This is a genomic window from Streptomyces sp. NPDC057486, from assembly GCF_042802415.1.
Taxonomy (GTDB): domain Bacteria; phylum Actinomycetota; class Actinomycetes; order Streptomycetales; family Streptomycetaceae; genus Streptomyces; species Streptomyces yanii.
In genome coordinates, this window is record NZ_JBHVEE010000088.1 from 1 (window position 1) to 19,316 (window position 19,316).

The 19,316-nt window shown below is 69.1% G+C and carries 15 protein-coding genes and 2 pseudogenes; 4 read left to right on the forward strand and 13 right to left on the reverse strand.

Going from position 1 to position 19,316, the window contains the following annotated elements; translation table 11 throughout:
• A pseudogene (locus ACFU6I_RS31825) lies at positions 1 to 155 on the forward strand (SAM-dependent methyltransferase); the annotation flags it as partial.
• 142 nt (positions 156 to 297) lie between these two features.
• Here the strand turns inward: ACFU6I_RS31825 and ACFU6I_RS31830 are convergent.
• Positions 298 to 645, reverse strand: a complete 348-nt coding sequence (locus ACFU6I_RS31830; protein WP_384372906.1) for a transposase — start codon at positions 643 to 645, stop codon at positions 298 to 300.
• Positions 646 to 746: 101 nt separating this feature from the next.
• On the opposite strand from ACFU6I_RS31830, the gene ACFU6I_RS31835 reads away from it, so the two are divergent.
• On the forward strand, positions 747 to 2,030 hold the full coding sequence (locus ACFU6I_RS31835) for an NAD(P)/FAD-dependent oxidoreductase (protein ID WP_384372908.1): 1,284 nt from the start codon (positions 747 to 749) through the stop codon (positions 2,028 to 2,030).
• Positions 2,031 to 2,116: 86 nt separating this feature from the next.
• Here ACFU6I_RS31835 and ACFU6I_RS31840 read toward each other — a convergent pair whose 3' ends face one another.
• Positions 2,117 to 2,764 carry a GNAT family N-acetyltransferase gene (locus ACFU6I_RS31840; RefSeq protein ID WP_384372910.1) on the reverse strand — a complete coding sequence of 216 codons (648 nt, stop codon included), beginning with the start codon at positions 2,762 to 2,764 and terminating at the stop codon, positions 2,117 to 2,119.
• A 138-nt stretch (positions 2,765 to 2,902) separates the two neighbouring features.
• On the opposite strand from ACFU6I_RS31840, the gene ACFU6I_RS31845 reads away from it, so the two are divergent.
• Positions 2,903 to 3,595, forward strand: a complete 693-nt coding sequence (locus ACFU6I_RS31845) for a DUF899 domain-containing protein (protein ID WP_384372912.1) — start codon at positions 2,903 to 2,905, stop codon at positions 3,593 to 3,595.
• Between the two features lie 312 nt (positions 3,596 to 3,907).
• On the opposite strand, the gene ACFU6I_RS31850 is transcribed toward ACFU6I_RS31845, so the two are convergent.
• The 4 genes from ACFU6I_RS31850 to ACFU6I_RS31865 all read right to left on the reverse strand — a co-directional run bounded on the left by ACFU6I_RS31850 (position 3,908) and on the right by ACFU6I_RS31865 (position 8,243).
• On the reverse strand, positions 3,908 to 4,195 hold the full coding sequence (locus tag ACFU6I_RS31850; RefSeq protein WP_384372914.1) for a hypothetical protein: 288 nt from the start codon (positions 4,193 to 4,195) through the stop codon (positions 3,908 to 3,910).
• Between the two features lie 384 nt (positions 4,196 to 4,579).
• Entirely contained in the window at positions 4,580 to 5,956 is a 1,377-nt protein-coding gene (gene allB, locus ACFU6I_RS31855; protein WP_384372916.1) for an allantoinase AllB, read from the reverse strand.
• A 56-nt stretch (positions 5,957 to 6,012) separates the two neighbouring features.
• Positions 6,013 to 6,738 (reverse strand): aspartate/glutamate racemase family protein, encoded by a 726-nt coding sequence (locus tag ACFU6I_RS31860; RefSeq protein WP_384372918.1) that lies wholly within the window; start codon positions 6,736 to 6,738, stop codon positions 6,013 to 6,015.
• Positions 6,739 to 6,761: 23 nt separating this feature from the next.
• Positions 6,762 to 8,243 (reverse strand): NCS1 family nucleobase:cation symporter-1, encoded by a 1,482-nt coding sequence (locus ACFU6I_RS31865; protein WP_384372920.1) that lies wholly within the window; start codon positions 8,241 to 8,243, stop codon positions 6,762 to 6,764.
• 647 nt (positions 8,244 to 8,890) lie between these two features.
• On the opposite strand from ACFU6I_RS31865, the gene ACFU6I_RS31870 reads away from it, so the two are divergent.
• Entirely contained in the window at positions 8,891 to 10,423 is a 1,533-nt protein-coding gene (locus ACFU6I_RS31870; protein WP_384372922.1) for an ArnT family glycosyltransferase, read from the forward strand.
• A gap of 427 nt (positions 10,424 to 10,850) precedes the next feature.
• Here the strand turns inward: ACFU6I_RS31870 and gap are convergent, their stop codons facing one another.
• The 7 genes and pseudogenes from gap to ACFU6I_RS31905 form a co-directional block, all read right to left on the reverse strand.
• A complete protein-coding gene (gap, locus tag ACFU6I_RS31875; protein WP_384372924.1) occupies positions 10,851 to 11,849 on the reverse strand; it encodes a type I glyceraldehyde-3-phosphate dehydrogenase in 999 nt (332 codons plus the stop codon).
• A gap of 107 nt (positions 11,850 to 11,956) precedes the next feature.
• Positions 11,957 to 12,913, reverse strand: coding sequence for a GlxA family transcriptional regulator (locus ACFU6I_RS31880; RefSeq protein ID WP_384372926.1), 957 nt, complete (start codon positions 12,911 to 12,913; stop codon positions 11,957 to 11,959).
• A gap of 489 nt (positions 12,914 to 13,402) precedes the next feature.
• Positions 13,403 to 13,891: a carboxymuconolactone decarboxylase family protein gene (locus tag ACFU6I_RS31885; protein WP_384372928.1), complete on the reverse strand. Its 489-nt coding sequence runs from the start codon at positions 13,889 to 13,891 to the stop codon at positions 13,403 to 13,405.
• Between the two features lie 264 nt (positions 13,892 to 14,155).
• Positions 14,156 to 16,357, reverse strand: a complete 2,202-nt coding sequence (locus ACFU6I_RS31890; protein ID WP_384372930.1) for a M4 family metallopeptidase — start codon at positions 16,355 to 16,357, stop codon at positions 14,156 to 14,158.
• 593 nt (positions 16,358 to 16,950) lie between these two features.
• Positions 16,951 to 17,253: pseudogene (locus tag ACFU6I_RS31895) on the reverse strand (transposase); the annotation flags it as partial.
• Between the two features lie 153 nt (positions 17,254 to 17,406).
• Entirely contained in the window at positions 17,407 to 18,555 is a 1,149-nt protein-coding gene (locus tag ACFU6I_RS31900; protein ID WP_384372932.1) for a serine hydrolase domain-containing protein, read from the reverse strand.
• 205 nt (positions 18,556 to 18,760) lie between these two features.
• The gene (locus ACFU6I_RS31905; RefSeq protein ID WP_384372934.1) at positions 18,761 to 19,252 is read right to left on the reverse strand and encodes an FBP domain-containing protein; all 492 of its coding nucleotides are present in this window, start codon (positions 19,250 to 19,252) and stop codon (positions 18,761 to 18,763) included.
• Between the last annotated feature and the right edge of the window lie 64 nt (positions 19,253 to 19,316).

Sequence of the window (19,316 nt, forward strand, 5' to 3'; positions counted from 1 at the left end):
CGCCGGATCACCTCGCCGCGATGTTGCGCACGGCCGGTTTGGCCGAGGTGGCCCGGATGGTTCGCGAGCCTCAGCCCACCGACCGGCGGCAGTTCAAGGAGATTCACCTGCTTGCCCGCAAATCCGAGGCAGGGTCTGTCCAGTTGAACGCTTGACCGCATCCAGCCCGCGGGAGCGCGTGCTGAACAGGCGGACCGAGGGCGAGGCGCCGGCGTTGCGGACCCTTGTGGTTTTCCGGCCACTTTGTCAGTTGCGCGGTTCCGGAGCTGTGGATGACGGCCAGGGTCTGGTAATCCGTCAGCAGTGCGCGTTCGAAGGCGGCTTCGTCGTCGGGCCGCGCAGGGCCGGCAGCAGCGCGGGCTCCCCGTCAGTCATGTCGATGGCCCAGGTGACCTCACGGTCGCCGGCTAGGTTGTGAACGTCACCGATCAGTTGCAGCGGCTCGGGCCCGTCGCCGGTGACCCGTGCCGACAGCAGGGTCTTGCCGTCGGCATCCAGCGCAAGACCGTGGTGATGTTCCTTGCCGCTGTCGTTCCCCGCCCCTATCCGGCCCACCGTGTCCTGCCGTACGTGTTCGTGCTGTTCATGCCACGGACGACCTCGTCGGCATTGTTCTACACAGCGGCTTCTTCGCAGTCCGATCACATTTCACCCGATCCATGACTCTTGACAATTGATCATGTTCCTGACATCAGTGGCACTGCACCACTCCCACGAACGGCATACCCCGAGGGGACGATCAGCGCATGACCAAGCCTGAGAGTGCGGGATTCGACTACGACGTCGTTATCAGCGGAGCCAGCCTCGCAGGCAGCGCTGCAGCGATGTTGCTCGCTCGACGCGGGGTTCGCGTCGCACTGCTGGAACGCCGCTCGGACCCCGAAGCGTACAAGGTGCTTTGCACCCACTCCCTCCAGGCCAGCGCCTACCCGGTGCTGGACGAACTCGGCCTCGTCCCCGCTCTTGAGGAGGCTGGAGCCGTTCGCAACGAGGCCCGTTGGTACACCCGCTGGGGATGGATCGAGCCGAGGGCCGCGCCAGCAGGCCCCGAGCTACCGTACGCGTACAACATTCGGCGTAGCACTCTCGACCCGCTCATCAGGTCCCATGCCTCGGAGACCCCTGGCGTCGATCTGCTCCTCGGTCACCAGGTGACTGGACTGGTCCGGGAAGCCGGGCGAACCGTGGGGGTGTGCGCGTCGACACCACAGGGCGAGCGGGAGATTCGGGCCCGTCTGGTGGTCGGCGCCGATGGCAAGGACTCGGCCGTTGCAAAGTTCGCCGGGGTGCCTGCTCGGCTGTACGAGAACACGCGGTTCGGCTATCTCACGCACTTCCGCAATCTTCCGCTCCACGGCGGGATCGGTCACGCCTGGTTCCTCGAGCCCGACATGGCGTACGCGTTTCCGAACGACGACGGGGTGACGGTGATCGCGGTGCTCCCGGACAAGAAGCGGCTGCCGGCCTTCCGGGAAGACCTGGAGGGCAGCTTCTTCGAATTCGTCCGCGCCCTGCCCGAGGCACCACCCATCGACTCCGCCGAGCGCATCACGAAGATCACCGGTACTCTCAACTACCCGCTTCTCAGCCGCGATCCGACCGCACCGGACGTCGCGTTGATCGGCGACGCCGCCCTGACCGGCGATCCCCTGTGGGGAGTGGGATGCGGATGGGCTCTGCAGTCCGCGCAGTGGTTGGCAGAGGCGGTCGCCTCGGCCGCAACCGGTCGGGGCGACCTCGACAGGTCGCTCGCGGTGTATGCACGCAGACACCGGCGCCGACTGCGCGGTCACCAGTATCTGGCCGCTGACTACGCCAAGGCTCGTCCGTTCAATCCCCTGGAGCGGCTGATGTTTTCGGCGGCAGCGCGCGATGAGTCGGTGGCGCGGCACCTGTATCTGTTTGCCTCCCGTCTGATCGGTCCGCTGCGTTTCCTGAACCCCGTGGCAGTGGCCAAGGCTTCGGCCGTCAACATCAAGCATCGCGGGGCGGCCGTGCCAAGGGCGCACCTGTCACACACACAGTCTTGACCGGCTTTCGGTAGCTTCCGCAGGACCGCACAGGTTCAGGAGTTCAGGCCGAAGGGACAGGAGCTGAGCTCGTTGGGCTCAGATGTTCAGAGGTGGCGAGTGCCGTCAACGGGCGGCGTAGGGCGGTTCAGCCGCCAGACCACGTCGATCCCGCTGCCAGAGGGAGCTGCGGGCGGCGTTACCTGCTCACGCCGGACTTCGGTGAAGCCCAACCGACGCGGTATGGCCGCGCTGGAGGTGTTGGCCAAGTCGTGCGCGATTTCCAGGTACTCCACGTCCGGCAGGCTGAACATCTCGGTGACCATGGTCGCTGTCGCTCTCGTGGCGATGCCCTGACCGGTGGCGGCAGGGTGCAGCCAGTACCCCATGCGCCGGCCCTGAGCTTCGGCCACGCGGTAGGTCTGGCACATGCCGATGAGAGTGTCGGCTTTGGCGATGGCGTAGTTGTACACGTCACCACTTGCCCACTTCGACTCGGACTTCGCGAGGAAGTCTCGAGTGGTCTCCTCGCTGTGACGGGCGACCCACGGCTCCCAGGGGCGCAGGTGGTCCAGAGACTCCTCGATCAACTTGAATGCCGGAGCGAAGTCGCTCTGCCCCCGCCAGCCTCGCAGGACGAAGTCTCCGCACTGGATGATCTGCCTAGGTCGCTCCATGACGGCCATGATTGTTCGCAGAACGGCTTGCTGCAACGGGATACGGAGAAACTGGTGGGCCGCCCAGAAGATGATCACGGCCAGAGTCTCGCGGTCACCGGCCCGGCATCGGCCACCGCCCTGCGGGCGCCTCACTTCGCCGGGCGAGGGCCGATGACTTCCTGCCGGCCGGGGAGTCGTTACTCCCAGAAAAGCACCCGATCGTCCGGAGGCACCATGTCCACCACATCGAACGCCCTGCCGCCCGTCGTCGACGCCGCCACCTGGGACAAGGAACTGGCAGCGCTGCGCGTCCGGGAGAAGGCCGCCACCCGGGAGCTCGACGCCATCGCCGCCCAGCGCCGTCGGCTGCCGATGGTCGAGATGCCCGACTACGTGCTGGAGGGAGAGGACGGTCCGGTCCGCCTCGCCGAGATCTTCGGCGAGCACCCGCAGCTGATCGTCTACAACCACATGTGGCACGAAGGCGCGGAGTGGCAGTGCAGCGGCTGCACCGGCTTCACCTCGCAGTTCACCCGGCTCCTTGGCCTGGAGAAGTTCGACGCCCGGTTCGTGATCGTCACCCAGGGCCCGATCGACGAGGCGCTCGCCTACCGGCGCAAGGTCGGGAACACGATGACCTGGTACTCGACGGCGAACAGCTCGTTCGGCAGCGATGTCGGCGCCCCGCAGAACGCGGGATTCGCGGTCAACGTATTCCTGCGCGATGGCGACACGGTGTACCGGACCTGGCACACCGACGGTCGCGGCACGGAGCAGATGAGCAACCTGTTCGGCCTGGTCGACCTGCTGCCGTACGGGCGGCAGGAGGTGTGGCAGGACTCGCCGGAGGGGTGGCCTCAGTCGCCCACCTACAGCCGGTGGGCGGCGTCGGAAGAGATCGCAGCCGCATACGGCCAAAACAGCTGAACTGCAGGGTCACCAGGGTGGGTTGGCGTCGTCAGGAGCGGTCCGGATGGCGTTGCAGTTGCTGGGCCTCCGAGCCCGGTGGGAATCCGCCTGCTGACGCGTCAGGATGTACGGAGGACCGGTCGCCGCAGGCGGCACCACCTGGTGACAAGCGTTTCGCGCTGCGGGCCGACGCTCACCGGTTGACCCGAGCGATACCCGGCCGCCGGGTGGCCGAGGTTCGTTCGTAAGGGCGGGCCGATCATGTGCGCCACGCGCGGTTGGCCCCCACCGCGGTGGGGGCCAACCGCGAACCAGGGCGGCGGATACGCCTCACGCCGCCGTGATCGCGCCCGCGCTGCTCATGACCTGCACGCTCTCGTCGAGTACGTCCGTGGCCGGGGTGCGGTCCGGGCTGTAGTCCGCCAGGTCCGGGACGGAAGCGCCGCTGATGAGTTCTTTCGCGGCGAGCAGACCGAGCGCCGGCGCGAGGGTCACTCCGCTGTGCGTGACGACCGTGTAAAGGCCGGGCGTTGCCGCCGAGCAGCCCACCAGTGGCAGCCCGTCCGCGGGGACGGGGCGCACTCCCAGTCGTACGCCGGCCATCTCAGCGGCGCGCAAGGGGGCGTACACACCCTGCCCGCCGTCACCCAGGGCCGACTCGACCTGGCGGTGATCTTCGAGTACGGCACAGTGTCTCGCAACGACCCGCCCACGGCGGTGTAGCAACCCGGCCTGGCCGCCGCAGAGGCTGAGCAGGTCATCGCGCCGCTTGCCGAGCCGACCGTTGTCGGACGCCTGGGCCCCGGGGTCCGTACGAGGGCACGGTGCCACGCGGCGCACGGACGGAGCGCTCGGCGGCGCGGCGTCTCACCACTGCGGGCCGGCGGTGCCGTGCGCTCTGCGACACACGACTGCTCGGCACCATGCGCACTGCGGCCCCCGACGCATCCGTCGAGGGCCGCAGTCTCCGCTCACCTGCCGGCGACCACGTCGACCCGGGCCTCAGCCGTTCCTGTCGAGCAGGCGTCCGGTGGGCGCGGTGAGAGTGCCGCGGTCGGCGATGCGCTCTCCGCGCAGCCAGGTGGAGGTGACGACACCGTGCAGCGTCTTGCCGGCGTAGGCGGTGACCCGGTTGCGGTGCTCCAGCTCGGCCGGGTCGACCGTGAAGGTCGCGTCGGGGTCGAGTACCGCGAAGTCGGCGTCCCGGCCGACCTCGATCGCGCCCTTCCTGTCCAGGCCCGCGAGCCGTGCGGGTGCGGTCGACATCCAGCGGACGACGTCCTCAAGGCTGTGGCCACGGCGGCGCGCCTCGGTCCAGATGGCGGGCAGGCCGAGCTGGAGGGAGGAGATACCGCCCCAGGCGGAGGCGAAGTCGGGGCTCTTGAGGTCCGCGGTCGAAGGTGAGTGGTCGGAGACGATGCAGTCGATCGTCCCGTCGGCGAGTCCCTCCCACAGGGCGTCCTGGTTGGCGGCCTCACGAATCGGCGGGCAGCACTTGAACTCGGTGGCGCCGTCCGGGACCTCCTCGGCCGTCAGGGTGAGAAAGTGCGGACAGGATTCGACCGTGATCCCGACTCCCTCGGCCTTGGCAGCTGCGATCAGCGGCAGAGCGTCCGAGGACGACAGGTGCAGCACGTGCACACGGGCCTTCAGTTGCCGGGCCTGGGTGATCAGGTTCTCGATCGCGGCGTTCTCGGCGTCGCGCGGCCGCGAGGCGAGGAAGTCGACGTACTTCCTCCCGCTTTTCTGCGGGGCCGCGGCCAGGTGGTGCGGATCCTCGGCGTGCACGATCATCAGACCGCCGAAGCCGGCGATCTCGGCAAGGGACTTCGAGAGCTGCTCCTGGTCCAGCTCGGGGAACTCGTCCACGCCGGAGGGCGACAGGAAGCACTTGAAGCCGAAGACACCGGCGTCGTGCAGGGGCCGGAGGTCCGTGACGTTGTCGGGCAGCGCGCCGCCCCAGAAGCCGACATCGATGTGCGCTTTGGTGCGGGCGGTCTCCTGCTTGATGCGCAGGTGCTCCACGGTGGTGGTCGGCGGGAGGGAGTTGAGCGGCATGTCGACGAGGGTCGTGATGCCACCGGCCGCGGCCGCGCGCGTGGCGGTCCAGAAGCCCTCCCATTCGGTGCGCCCGGGGTCGTTCACATGCACGTGGGTGTCGACGATCCCGGGGAGTACGACGTCGTCGCCGACGTCCTCCAGACGGGCACCGACCGGTACCTCGGCGTCGTACGACAGCACCGCGGCGATCGTCCCGCCGGAGACGGCGATCGACGCGGGACGCGTCCCCTCGGGGGTGATGACGCGTGTCGAGCGCAGTACGAGCTGTACGTCGGGCAACGGATGCCCCTCCTCTTTCGCGGTTGGTTGTGTCTTCATGGGCCGTCCGCCCGGGGCGGGGCAGGGCACCGGTCGCCTGTCGTGCGCGACCTGCTTCAGCGCACCTGCGGGGGCCAGTTGACGATCTTCTTGGGCCGGGGTGTCGCGTAGGTACGCACCTTCGACGTGGTCAGGCCGAGGCGTACGAGGGACTCGGCGATCGTCACCGCGGCACTCACGCCGTCGACGACGGGCACCCCCGTACGCTCGACGACGCGTTCGGTGAGGCCGGACATGCCGCCGCATCCCAGGCAGATCACTTCCGCCCGGTCCTCCTCCACGGCTCGGGCGGACTCTTCGACGATGGCTTCGACTGCGGCCTTCTCGTCGCGTTCCAGATCCAGCACGGCAAGACCGCTGGCGCGCACGGAGGCGCAGCGCGCACTCAGACCGGCGGCGTGGAGACGTTCCTCGATCAGCGGGACGGTGCGGTCGAGGCTGGTGACGACGGAGTAGGTGCGGCCGAGGAACTGGGCGGTGCTCGCGGCGGCCTCGGTGATGTCGACGACCGGGACGTCGAGCAGTTCCTGGAGCCCTTCGCGGCCGTGCTCGCCGTAGCCGGCCTGGATTACGGCGTCGAACGGTTCGGGGTAGGCGCGGACCGTCTCCATCACGGCGATGGCGGCGAGGTAGCTCTCGTAGTTGCCTTCGACGGACTCCGCCCCGAAGAGCGGGGTGAGCGGGACTGTCTCGGTACCGGGTGAGGCCGCAGCGGCCGCCTGCCTGCCGATCGAGTCGGTGATCGACTGCGTGGTGTTGACGTTGACGACGAGGATGCGCATGCTTCGGCCTTCTGCTCGGTGGTTCATTCGGCGGCGACGGCGATGGCCTCGCCGTCCACGTCGCGGACCGGCGTCGTACGGTCCGCGATGAGCGCGTACAGCGCGGCGGCGAGGAAGGCGCCCACGAACCAGGAGAATCCGGCCACGGCGTGGAAGGAGGGCACCAGGGCGACGACGACCGCGATGGCCGCGCTGGGGACGAAGGCCCCGACGGCGCGGGGGTTGAAACCGCGGCGGTAGTGGTACTCGCCCTGCGGGTCGTCGGTGTAGAGGTCCGGCACGTTCACCCGGGACCTGCGCAGCAGCCAGTAGTCCGCCATGATGACGCCGAAGAGCGGTCCGAGCAGGGCTCCGAGTCCGCCGAGGAAGTAGTTCACCACGATCGGGCTGTTGTAGAGGTTCCAGGGCAGGATCGCCAGACCGACGACAGCGCTCACCACGCCCGCCCGGCGGAAGTTCAGCCGGCGCGGGAAGAGGTCGATGAGCGCGTAGATCGGCGCCACGAAGTTGGCCAGCAGGTTCACCGCGACCGTCAGGGCGATGAGGGCGAGCGACGCCGTCGCCAGGAGGAACATGTTCGGGATGGTCCGGACGATGTCCGTGGGGCTCGTGATGATGTGCCCGTCGAGCTTGAACTGCGCTCCGCTGAGGACCACCACGATGACGGCGAAGAAGATCATGTTCAGCGGGATGCCGATCACGTTGCCGCGGACGATGGAGCCGCGGCTCTTGGCGGACCGGGTGAAGTCGCAGAAGTTCAGCACGAACGTCCCGTAGATCACCACCCACAGCGCGGCTGCCTGCAGGATCTGGAGCCACATCTCGCCGCCGACGAGCGGCTCGTCGATGGAGAGGGAGATCGAGGCGTCCGCCCGTACGAACATCCAGGCCGCGAGGGCGCACATGGTGATGAGGGTCGTGGGCGCCGCGAAGGCCATGTACCTCCGGATCATCTGCATCCCGTAGCTCACGATGAGCAGCTGGAGGGCCCACAGAGCGAGGAAAGTGATCCAGTCGAGCGTCGACTGGCCCAGCACGGAGTTCGTGTCCATGTCGCGCAGTCCGGGGAACATCGCGATGAGCAGGGCGCTGAGGACGGCGGACGCCAGATAGGTCTGGATACCGAACCAGGCGATGGCGACGATCCCGCGGACCGCGGCCGGTATCTTCGCGCCCTTGATGCCGAAGGCGATGCGGCTCATGACCGGGAACGGGACGCCCGTCTTGTGGCCCATGAACCCGGAAAGCGTCAGCAGGAGGAAGAGCAGAATCGACGCCAGCAGGAACGCGGCCAGGATGCCCCATACGTTCAGTCCGAGCGCGAAGAGGCCGATGGCGAATGCGTAGTTCCCGAGGCTGTGCACGTCGTTGGCCCAGAGCGTGAAGACGTTGTAGGCACCCCAGCGGCGCCCCGCCTTCTTCGTGGGGGCCAGATCGTAGGTGTACAGAATGGAGCTGGTCGCCCCGGTGGCCGTCTGGGGCGGCCGGTCCTCCACTGCAGTCATCGATCAGCCCTCGAGTCTTCGCTAGAGGGTCGCGACGAGGCCGGTCGGTGCCGTGTTTCAGGGAGGGCGTGCGACGTGGGCCCCGGCGACCGAGGTTCAGTAGTTTCCACAAAGCAGAAGTTGATTTCCGCGAAGCAAAACGTAGTTTTCGCCAAAGGGCAGCGTCAAGGGTTACGGGCAGATGACTTCGGCGTGCGGACATCGCACCCGAAAAGGCATGGAACACCCCGAGTTCAGACGATCACGGGTGTGTCGGGGCGGAGATTCGGGGCGAGCGGTCTCCGTGTGGTCCCACCCCTGGTCACGTACGCGCCGTGGAACACGATCCGCTGTGGGTGCGTGGGCGGCGTGCCTCGACTCCGCTGTCGGCCGGGCATGGGTGGGGCCCGGCGCTCGGGCCGGGCGCTCCAGGGTTTCCTCTGCCTCCGCCCTGCGCGGCGCGGGGAGGCTCACTACCACCCGGCCGGGCCGCTCGGTCCGCGCTGCTGCTCGGCCTTCCGGGGCCGTGCCCGGAAGCGCCGACCCGGAGGCTTCACCGCGCGCGGGCCGGGTGCGTAAGGTACGAGCGGCCCGGGAGCCGTGCACGCCGGGCCGCCCCGGCCGCGCGGACGGCGCGACCGAGGGTCCGAGGACCGGGGGTGGCGGGGATGACGGACGTGGGGCGTGCGGACGGGGCCGGGGAGGACGGGGGGCGGACCGCACCGCTGGACCGACGGGTGTTCGTCGTCGCGGGGGTGGTCCTGGCCGTGCTGATGGCGCTGTCCCCGCGCTACGGCTTCCACCGCGACGAGCTGTACTTCCTCGACTCCGCCCGGCACCTCCAGGCGAGTTATGTGGACCAGCCGGCGCTGACACCCATGCTGGCCCGGGTCTCGCTGTCGCTGTTCGGGGTCTCGGCGGCGGGCCTGCGGCTGTGGGCCGCACTGGCCGTGGCGGGCACGGTGGTCGTGGGCGGGCTGACCGCGCGGGAGTTCGGCGGCACGCGGCGGGCGCAGCTGCTTGCGGCGATCGCCACGGGCACCATGCCCGTGCTGCTGGGCAGCGGGCACGTCGCCAACACGACGTCGTACGAAGTGCTGGCGTGGGCGGCGATCGCGCTCGTGGTCGTGCGGATCGGCCGCACCGGAGACACGCGGTGGTGGCTCGCCGCGGGAGCGCTGGTCGGCCTCGGCTCGGAATTCAACCACCTCGCGGCGATCTTCGGGACCGTCCTGCTGGCCGCGATGCTGCTCGGCCCGGCCCGCCGGACCGTAGTTGATCGCCGCCTGCTTGCGGGCGTGGTGATCGCCGTGCTGCTCGTGCTGCCCGACCTGTGGTGGCAGGCGCGGCACGGCTGGGCCATGTTCGCGATGACGCGGGCGCTGAACGGGGAGCACGGCGGCGCGGGGAACATCCTCACCTGGATCGTGGGGCAGCTCGGCATGTCCTGTCTGGCGATGACGGTGCTGTGGGTGGCGGGCCTGCGATTCCTGTGGCGGTCCGGCCGGCCGCTGTGGCAGTGCCTGGTGACCGCATACGCCGTGCTGTTCGTACTGTTCGCCGTGACGACCGGAGCGCAGGTCTACTACCTGGGCGGGCTGTACGTGTGCCTACTTGCGGCCGGCGCGGTGGGACTCGACGGGTGGCTGCACTCCCGCCCGGGCCGGCTGCGCGGCCTGACGATCGGAACCGCCGTCTCGGCCGCGCTGTCCGCCGTGATCGTGCTGCCCGTGCTGCCTCCTTCTGACGTCGCCTGGACGTACGGCACCAGCCCGATATCGGGGGAGACCCTGGGCTGGCCCCAACTGGTCGGCACCGTGCGGCAGGTATGGACCGGGCTCCCGGCCGGGCAGCGCGCGAACGCGGTGATCTTCGCGGCGGACTACAGCGAGGCCGGCGCCATCAACGAACTGGGCCGCAGCGCCGGACTGCCCACCGCCGCGGGCGCCCAGAACACCGACTGGTGGTGGGGCCCCGGCAACCCGCACGCCACGACCGTGGTGGCCGTCGCCCCCGGCCCCGACTACGCCCCCGGGTACGCCGCTCACCTGCGCCGGTACTTCCGGCACGTCCGCGTAGCCGCCACCCTCTCCAACCCGGGCGGCGTGCACAACATCGAATGGGGCGGCCACGTCTACGTCTGCACCGGCCCCCGCCGCCCCTGGGGCGCGATCTGGCCCGAACTGCGCAACTACGCGTGACGCTCGCGGGGCCGTGGTAAGGGACGGACGGCAGTCACGGCACGAGCCCGACGTCGCCCTTCCACCTCGTTGGGCTCGAATCGGTGGCGGCGGCGAGGTTTCGCCCCTCCCGTACCCGCCGGTCGGCGGCGTTCGGCCCGGCTCCCCTTTCGCCGCGTAGGCGAACGCCCTTCACGACCATGTCTTCGTCTGTGGCCCTGGCCGGATTCCCGGCCGGGGCCACACGCGTGACCGCGGCATGGCGCACGATGGATCCTCCGCCCGCTCGAACGGATGCCACGTACCACTGAGTGCTCGGTGAGCCGAAGTGCGACGCGTCGGCACAGCTCGGCGCCGGTAGTGCCGGCCGAAGCGCGTGCAACAGGTGTGGTCATCACCAGGTTGAGCGTGACCGCTCACGCGAGACACGGTCACGCTCGTGGACCGTTCAGCGTGTTGCGAGGAGTTCCAGCGTGTCGATCACACGGTTGGAGAAGCCCCACTCGTTGTCGTACCAGGCGACCACCTTGATGTGGCGGCCCTCGACCCGGGTGAGGGCCGCATCGAAGATCGACGAGGCGGGGTTGCCGACGATGTCGGACGACACGAGCGCGTCGTCGGAGTACTCGAGGATGCCGGCGAGCGGACCCTGAGCGGCGGCGCGGTACGCGGCCAGTACGTCGTCGCGGGTCACATCGCGGGCGACGGTGGTGTTGAGTTCGACGATCGAGCCGACGGGCACCGGCACACGGATCGAGTCGCCTGACAGCTTGCCGTCGAGGTTGGGCAGCACGAGGCCGATCGCCTTGGCGGCGCCCGTCGTGGTCGGCACGATGTTGACCGCGGCGGCACGGGCGCGGCGAGCGTCGCGGTGCGGACCGTCCTGCAGGTTCTGCTCCTGTGTGTAGGCATGAACCGTGGTCATGAAGCCGTGCTCGATGCCGGCGAGCTCATCGAGTACTGCGGCCAGCGGCGCCAGCGCGTTGGTCGTGCACGAGGCGTTCGAGACGATCGTGTGCACGGCCGGGTCGTACGCCTCGGTGTTGACCCCGTACGCGAGCGTGACGTCGGCACCGTCCGACGGCGCACTGACGAGAACCTTGTTCGCTCCCGCGTCCAGGTGGGCGCGGGCCGCCTTGGCCGACGTGAAGCGGCCTGTCGCCTCCAGCACGATGTCGACGCCGAGCTCGGCCCACGGCAGCTGCGCCGGCTCCCGCTCGGCAAGCACCGCTATGCGCCGGCCGTCGACGACCAGGGCGCCCTCGTCGACGGTCACCGGACGGCCGAGCCGTCCGGCGGTGGTGTCGTAGGCGAGGAGCCGGGCAAGGGTGGCGGGCTCGGTGAGGTCGTTGACGGCGACGATCTCGAGGCTGCTGTCGCGTTCCAGCAGGGCGCGCAGCACGTTGCGTCCGATGCGGCCGAATCCGTTGATGGCGATGCGAGTCATGTGTGGTGTCCCTTCGGTTCGTCACCAGCCTCGCGTGTGGGATCCGGCCATGGCCGTGGCGAGAGCGCCATGGTTCGAAAGGATCGCGCCAAGCGCCGGATGTCGGGCTACTCGCCCCGGGTGAAGGTGCGCCGGTACTCGCTGGGGGTGGTGCCGAGGATGCGCTGGAAGTGCATCCGCAGGTTCGCGCCGGTGCCCAGACCGACGTCGTTCGCGATCTGCTCGACGCTGCGCTTCGAACGCTCGAGCAGCTCACGGGCCAGGTCGATGCGGGCACGCATGACCCACTGCATCGGCGTGTACCCGGTGTCTTCGACGAAGCGCCGCGAGAACGTGCGCGGAGAGACCGCCGCGTGTTGGGCGAGGGATTCGAGGCTGAGAGGTTCGTCGAGCCGGTGCAGGGCCCATTCGCGGGTGGCGGCGAACCGTTCCCCGAGCGGTTCGGGCACGCTCCGCGGCACGTACTGCGCCTGGCCGCCACTGCGGTAGGGGGCCGCGACCAGGCGCCGGGCCGCGTGGTTCGACGCCGCCACCCCGAGGTCGCCGCGCAGGATATGCAGGCACAGATCGATGCCCGAGGCGGCGCCGGCCGACGTCAGCACGCTGCCTTCGTCGACGAACAGGACGTTCTCGTCGACCCGGACGAGCGGATGCTTCTCTGCGAGCGCCCGCGCGTAGTGCCAGTGCGTCGTGGCGCGCTTGCCGTCGAGCAGGCCCGTGGCCGCGAGCGCGAAGGCGCCCGTCGAAATGGCGGCCAGCCGTGCACCTCGATCGTGTGCGGCGATCAAGGCATCGACGACGGCCTGTGGTGGGTCGTCGCGGTCCGGGAACCGATAGCCCGGGATGAAGACAATGTCAGCCCATGCAAGCGCGTCGAGACCGTCGGTGACGTGGTAGGCCAGGCCGTCGCCTCCCGTCACAGGCCCGGGTGCCGCGCCGCACACCCGCACCTCGTACGGCATACTCGCCCGGGTCGTGAACACCTGTGCGGGAATGCCGACATCAAGCGGCTTCGCGCCCTCGAGGACTAGGACGGCGACGCGACGCAGGCTGGAAGAGGGCACGGGAAACAGGGTACGAGGGCTCGCACGACGACCGATGACGTCGCCGCCGCAGACCTGCGCGGCCTGGAGCTGCGCGGGACCGCCCGCGGCCCGGACCGTGAGGACGTCGGCCCCTTGGACGCGCTCGTGCCCAGACCGCCTCGCCGCCTTCGGGACGCCGAGCACTGCCCTCGCCACGCGCGACCGGACCACCGGAACGTTCCCCCGGGCTCCCGGCGACCAGCGAGGCCGGTGAAATGATCAGTTGGTCCGGTCAGCACCTCGGTGCCGCCCGGCGCGGCAACCGAGTGACGCGCCCACAGGGCAAACGTCGGCTGCTACGGCACCAGGGCGTGTGTCGTTATCCCTGGCGGAACAGCGCGCGGCGTCGGATGCGGTGCATCGCAAGGCGGAGGAGCGTCCACATACTGGGCGTATTCGGGCGTTCCGGCAACGCAGCGAGGTGCCGTGGCCGGCGTCGTGCGCCCGCCAGGGATTACGGGACAGCCCTTAGTCCCACTGCTGGTCGGCGAGGGAGGTGACGGGCTGGGGCTTGCCGATGACGGCGAGGGCGATGAAGAAGTTGATCTGGCCGATCGCGATGGTGAGGGTGGCGAGCGCCTTCTCGTCGTAGTGCTTGGCGGCTTCGGCGTAGATCTCGTCGGTGACGCGCTCGCGGCCGTGCGGTGCGGGCTGGAGGGTGGCTTCGATCAGGGCGAGGGCGGCGCGTTCGGCGTCGGTGAAGCAGGGGGCGTCCTGCCAGGAGGCGACGGCGGTGATGCGTTCCTCGGACTCGCCGGCCTTGCGCAGGAAGCCGGTGTTGAGGACGGTCAGGTAGGTGTTGTGGACGATCTGGCCGGCCCGCAGGTGAATCAGGTTGATCGTGGTGCGCGGCAGCGACTGGTTGCCGGTGGCGCGGAACAGGGCGGCGCTGACATCGTTCAGCTCGGGCACGAATTCGGCCGGGTTGGGCATCCGGGAGATCGAGGGGTTCGTCATGGCTGGTCTCCTTCGCTTCTGTGTCGCCTCGGTCGGCGCCTTCAAGGCACTGACGGACCGGCGCACGCAGATGTGACGGGAAGCCGTGAAATTCTTCGGTCGGGGCAAGGCGCAGTTGCTTCCGCTGCCAATGCGGCAGCAGGCACATGCGCCTGGCCATCGTGCTGCTCGACATGTGTGTCCACCGCGTTCGGGCCCGGCCGGTCAGGACCGGCCGGGCCCGGGCGGGAGGGGGCCCGCCGCCTCAGTGTGCTGCTACTGAGGTCAGAAGGTCAGCTTCCAGCTGTTGATGAAGCCGCTGTCGCCGCGGAACATGTCCTGGACCTTGAGCTTCCATGTGCCGTTGGCGGTCTTCTTGGAGGCGTCCACGGTGTAGGTGGCGACTACGTCGTCGGCCGAGTCGCTGATGTTGGAATCCTTCAGGCGGTACAGCGTGCCGTCAGGGGCCACCAGATCGATGGCCAGGTCACCGCGCCAGGTGTGCTTGATGTCCACGTCGACATTGAGGGCACTCGATGCCTTGCCGGCGATCCCGGTGACGTTGACGTCCGAGAAGACCGCGGCGCCCCCGTCGGGGATGGCGACGTCGGTGGTGTTCTCGAAGGTCCTGATCACGCTGACGACGTTCCAGGTGAACGTCGCGGTGGAGGAGGCGTTGGTCGAGTCCGTGACCGTGACCGTGACCGTGCTGGTGCCCAGCTTGGTGGGGGTGCCGGAGATCAGGCCGGTGGAGGCGTTGAGCGACAGGCCGGCCGGTAGGCCGGTGGCCGTGTAGGTCAGCGCGCCCGGGTTGGTGCTGGTGGCCTGGATCTGCAGGCTCGCGGACTTCTTGACCAGCGTGGTCTGGGGGCCGGGGTCGGTGACCGTCACGCCCTCGACGATGCGCGGGCCGACGTTGATGGCGGCCCAGGCGTTGGCGGCGTTGTTGTAGGTTTCGCTGCCGAGCCCGTACAGGTCGGCGGCTGCCTGCAGGGTGGCGGTGCGGGCGGCGGCGTAGTTGGTGGAGGAGGTCATATAGGTCGACAGCGCGCGGTACCAGATCTTCGCGGCGGCGTCGCGGCCGATCCCGGTGACGGGCAGGCCGTCGGAGGTCGGGCTGTTGTAGCTCACGCCGTTGACGACCTTGGCGCCGCTGCCCTCGGAGGCCAGGTAGAACCAGTGGTTGGCCGGGCCGGAGGAGTAGTGGACGTCGATGCTGCCGATGCCGGAGTACCAGGCGTCCTTGGACCTGCCGTCCTTGCTCGGCTGGTCCATGTAGCGCAGCGGGGTGCCGTTGCCGTTGATGTCGATCTTCTCGCCGACCAGGTAGTCACCCGGGTCGGTCTCGGAGTTCTCGTAGAACTCGACGGCCGCGGCGAAGATGTCGGAGGTCGCCTCGTTGAGACCGCCGGACTCGCCGCTGTAGATCAGGCCGGCGGTGTTGGAGGTGACGCCGTGGGTCATCTCGTGGGCGGCCACGTCGACGGCGGTCAGCGGCTTGGCGTTGCCCGCACCGTCGCCGTAGGTCATGCAGAAGCAGGAGTCGGACCAGAACGCGTTGACGTAGGCGTTGCCGTAGTGGACGCGGGAGTAGGCGCCGACGCCGTCGTTCTTGATGCCGTTGCGGCCGTGGACGTCCTTGTAGTAGTCCCACGTGGCCTGGGCGCCGAACGCGGCGTCAACACCGGCGGTCTGACGGTCGCTCGGCAGGCCGTTGCCCCACACGTCGTCCGCGTCGGTGAACAGCGTGCCAGTGCCGGTCGAGCCGCCGTTCAGGTCGTACGTCTTGTGGCCGCCGCGGGTGCCGTCGGTCATCTCGTAGGTCGAGCCCGACAGCGTGGTGCCGAGGGTGACCTGGCCGTTGTACTGGCCGGTGCCGGTGCCGGTCTCGATGCCCTGGTACTCGAACAGCTTGGCACCGGTGGTGGCGTCGGTGATGACGTGCAGCTCGGACGGGGTGCCGTCGTGCTGCACGCCGCCGATCACGGACTCCCAGGCCAGCACGGGCTTGCCGGAGGCGGCCCAGACGACCTTGCGGACGGTGTCGGCCTTCGGGGAGGTGGTGCCCTTGGCCTTGGCGCGACCGAGCGCGAAGGTCTTCACCGAGTCGGCGCTCTTCACGGCGGTGGTCGAGGCGACCTTCACCGTAGCCTTGGTCGCCTTGCTGACGCCCTTGACGGTGCCGTTCGCCGCCGCGTGGACGACGAGATCGCCGCCGAGGACCGGCAGGCCCGCGAAGGTCCGCTCGTAGCGGGTGTGCACCGTGCCGTCGGCGTCCTTCAGGACGGACTTCGCCAGCAGTTGCTCCTGGCCGCCCAGGCCCAGGGTCCTGGCGGTGGTGGCGACGGTGGCCTGCGCGTCGGCGAGCAGCGTGGCGCGCTCACTCGGGCTGAGCTGGACCTGCAGCGCGCCGGCCCGTACCTGCGGCTTGGGAGCGTCGGCCTGGGTGCCGGCGGTGGCGGGCGTCGGGAGCGCAACAGCGATCATCGCGGCGCCTGCTAAGAGCGCGCTCGCGGCTACAGCCTTGCGGGGGGTCTTTCTCACGCGGAACTCCTTCTGCGGCGACCGGGGTTGCGGTCGGTGACAGCCCGGGCAGGGGGTACTGCCCGAGTAGAGCTGGTGGTGCGGTGAGGAGGACATGGCAGCAGCGGTGCGAGATCCCTGTGGGGAACGCATAGCCCCGTGCGGCCGATCGAGAGCCTGCCATTGTCGACCTGTTCATGTCATGTCCTTGATGGTGTCTGGTTCCTGACATGCCGGATTCCGACAGCCCAGGTGACTCCCTCCGGTCCTGGCCGCCGCGCACGGCGGTGCAGCGGCAGTACTCCGCTACCGCCGGATCTTCCGCACCGCCGCCCTGCGGGGCTCGGGAAGTCGTCGCTGCAGGTCAAACCCTTAGCGGTGCTCGTTGATGACGCCGCCGAGGATGCGGGTGCGCAGGAGTCGGCGGTTTTCGGGCTCGTGGCCAGGTTTCGGGTTTGCTGCACAGCCCGGTCGCGGGTGGGGTGGGCGGCGATGTGCAGGTGCCGGGTGCTGTGTTCGACCTGCGCGTTGTCGATCCTCCCGGCGGTTCCGGTCTACTGGCGCTGGACCCCGACGGTGTGCGTGCCCTTCTTCACGTCCCCGGTCTCGTCGACCACCAGCACCGCATCCTCGTCGTGCAGATGCTCAAGCACGTACTCACGCACGTCATCACGCACGCGGTCGGCATCCCACCGGGCCCGGCCGAGCAGGTGCTGCATGCCCTCCGGACTCGCCTCCCCGGCCCACTCGGCGATCGACCAGCAGTTCTTGCGCGGCAGGTCCGACAGCAGCCCCAGCACCAGATCCCTCACCCGGCGCCGGGGCTCAACCCGCGCGAACCGGCCCGCCATCCGGCCCATCAGGGCCTCGAACGCCTCCTGCCGGCGGGCAGGGTCTACGCTGCGACCTGCGGCCACTGCATGATCTTCAGTCTTCACACACCGATGATCAGGGGTGGCCGCGACCTTCCCGCAGTCGGTCCACCAGCAAGATCAATGTCTACGGCTGGAGTACTAAGAACGCGTCCGGCACAGTTCCTGACCCACGAGTGTGGTCATGGCCTGCTGGGTGTCCTGGCCGCCGTCACGGGTGACGTACACCACGGCGGTCCGGGTCCCGTCCCGGGTGGCGCCGCCCCAGGCGACATAGCCGAGGAGCTCGCCCCGGTGGCCGAAGTAGCTGCCGCCACAGGGCAACGGGATCTCGGCCAGACCGAGTCCATACCTCACGCCCAACTCGGGCGCGGGCATGGTGGTCGTCATCTCGTCGAGCTGCGCCGGAGCCAGCAGGCGGCCGCCGAGCAGCGCGGCGTAGAACCGGTTCAGATCATGCGCGGTGCTGATGATCGAGCCGGAGCCGACGGCCATACTCGAATTGAGCTCTGTGACGTCGATGTCGGTGTCGGTGCCGAACGCGGTGTAGCCCTGGGCGTGCGGGCCCAGGATGGACGGGAAGTCGCCGGGCGTACTGGTGTCCCTCAGGTCCAGGGGGCGGATGATCCGGTCCCTCACCTCCCGTGCCCAACTCCGGCCGGTGACCTTGTGGATGACCATCGCGGCGAGAATGTAGTTGGTGTTGGAGTACGACCAGCCGGCGCCCGGGCAGAACTTGGGAGGGTGACGCATCGCCAGACCCACCAGGTCCTCGGGGGTGTACGTGCGGAACCGCTCGGCCCGATAGCCGTCCGCGCTGTTCAACGCGGATATCTCCGGCCCGACATCAGGGATGCCGCTGGTGTGCTGCAGCAACTGCCGCACGGTGATCCGGCTGCCGTCGTTGCCGTTTCCCCGGACCACTCCCGGCAGCCACTGCTCGACGGTGTCCTCCAGGGACAGTCGCCCCTCGCCGACGAGTTGCAGCACAACCGTGGCGGTGAAGGTCTTGGTGGCACTGCCGATCCGGAACCTGCCGTACCGCGGCATCGGCCTCCTTGTGTTCGTCGCGGCCGTTCCCGCGTACGCGCTGTCGCGTGCGTCCGGTGACGTCACCTCGGCGTGCACACCGACGGCCCCAGTGTCGTGGATCGCCTCCACCTGCCGTTGGAGCGGATCGGTCGGCCGTGACTTCGCCACCGCCGTGGGCGCGGTCGATGCGGCGAGGACGGCTGTGGCCAGGCTGGTCAGGACGAGCAAGCCTCGCCGACGCCTTCTTGACCCATGCATGACGACCCCTTCTCTGTTCAGGTTGCACGCCTTCAGGGACCGCTCAGGCCGTGGCCCGCGACTGTGCGGCCCCCGGAACCGACGGTCGGCAACCATCCCAGCAGCAGAGGGGGGATCGCCCCATCCGGCTTTCCCCCTGACATACCGATGCGCTGTCCTCAGGGCGGTGCCGGGGGCTACCCCCCCAAGGATGTGGCCGGCTGTTTCACGTGGTGATCTTGGCGATGAATGCGGCGAGGTTCGTGACGGTCCGCTGGATCTTCTCCTCCAGGGTGAGGGACTCGTGGAGGCGTGCGCCGGCGCCCGCGTCCTTCTTGCCTCGCACGTACAGCGGGCAGGCGAGGTCGCTGCACATGTAGACGCCGACCGAGTTGCCCTGCTGCCCGGCCTTCCCGGACTTCGGCGCGACCATCAGGGAGACGCCTCCGGTGTGGGTGGTCACGCATACCGAGCACATGCTTCGCCGCATCTGCCAGGAGCCCACGTCGGAGGAGCGCAGCTGGATGCCGACCGTGCGGCCGTCCAGTTCGGTCACGAGGTAGGCCCGGTCGAGGGCCTGGGGGTCTCGCCAGCCGAGGAAGTCCAGGTCGTCCCAGGGCTGCTCGGCCAGGTCGCGGGGGACGGGCAGGCGCTTCGCCTCGCCCTTGGTGCAGTTCACGAACGCGGTACGGATGTCTTGCTCAGTCAGCGGCTTCATGGAAGACACGCTAAGTTGCCTAAAGCTATTAGGCAACTGCATAATGGTTCTCGTTGGATAGGAG

Coding starts and splice junctions, on each gene's coding strand:
- ACFU6I_RS31885 (WP_384372928.1), bottom strand. CDS start 13,891: ATGACGAACCCCTCGATCTCCCGGATGCCCAACCCGGCCGAATTCGTG.
- ACFU6I_RS31835 (WP_384372908.1), top strand. CDS start 747: ATGACCAAGCCTGAGAGTGCGGGATTCGACTACGACGTCGTTATCAGC.
- allB (WP_384372916.1), bottom strand. CDS start 5,956: ATGAAGACACAACCAACCGCGAAAGAGGAGGGGCATCCGTTGCCCGAC.
- gap (WP_384372924.1), bottom strand. CDS start 11,849: ATGACTCGCATCGCCATCAACGGATTCGGCCGCATCGGACGCAACGTG.
- ACFU6I_RS31900 (WP_384372932.1), bottom strand. CDS start 18,555: ATGCATGGGTCAAGAAGGCGTCGGCGAGGCTTGCTCGTCCTGACCAGC.
- ACFU6I_RS31890 (WP_384372930.1), bottom strand. CDS start 16,357: ATGATCGCTGTTGCGCTCCCGACGCCCGCCACCGCCGGCACCCAGGCC.
- ACFU6I_RS31905 (WP_384372934.1), bottom strand. CDS start 19,252: ATGAAGCCGCTGACTGAGCAAGACATCCGTACCGCGTTCGTGAACTGC.
- ACFU6I_RS31845 (WP_384372912.1), top strand. CDS start 2,903: ATGTCCACCACATCGAACGCCCTGCCGCCCGTCGTCGACGCCGCCACC.
- ACFU6I_RS31870 (WP_384372922.1), top strand. CDS start 8,891: ATGACGGACGTGGGGCGTGCGGACGGGGCCGGGGAGGACGGGGGGCGG.
- ACFU6I_RS31860 (WP_384372918.1), bottom strand. CDS start 6,738: ATGCGCATCCTCGTCGTCAACGTCAACACCACGCAGTCGATCACCGAC.
- ACFU6I_RS31865 (WP_384372920.1), bottom strand. CDS start 8,243: ATGACTGCAGTGGAGGACCGGCCGCCCCAGACGGCCACCGGGGCGACC.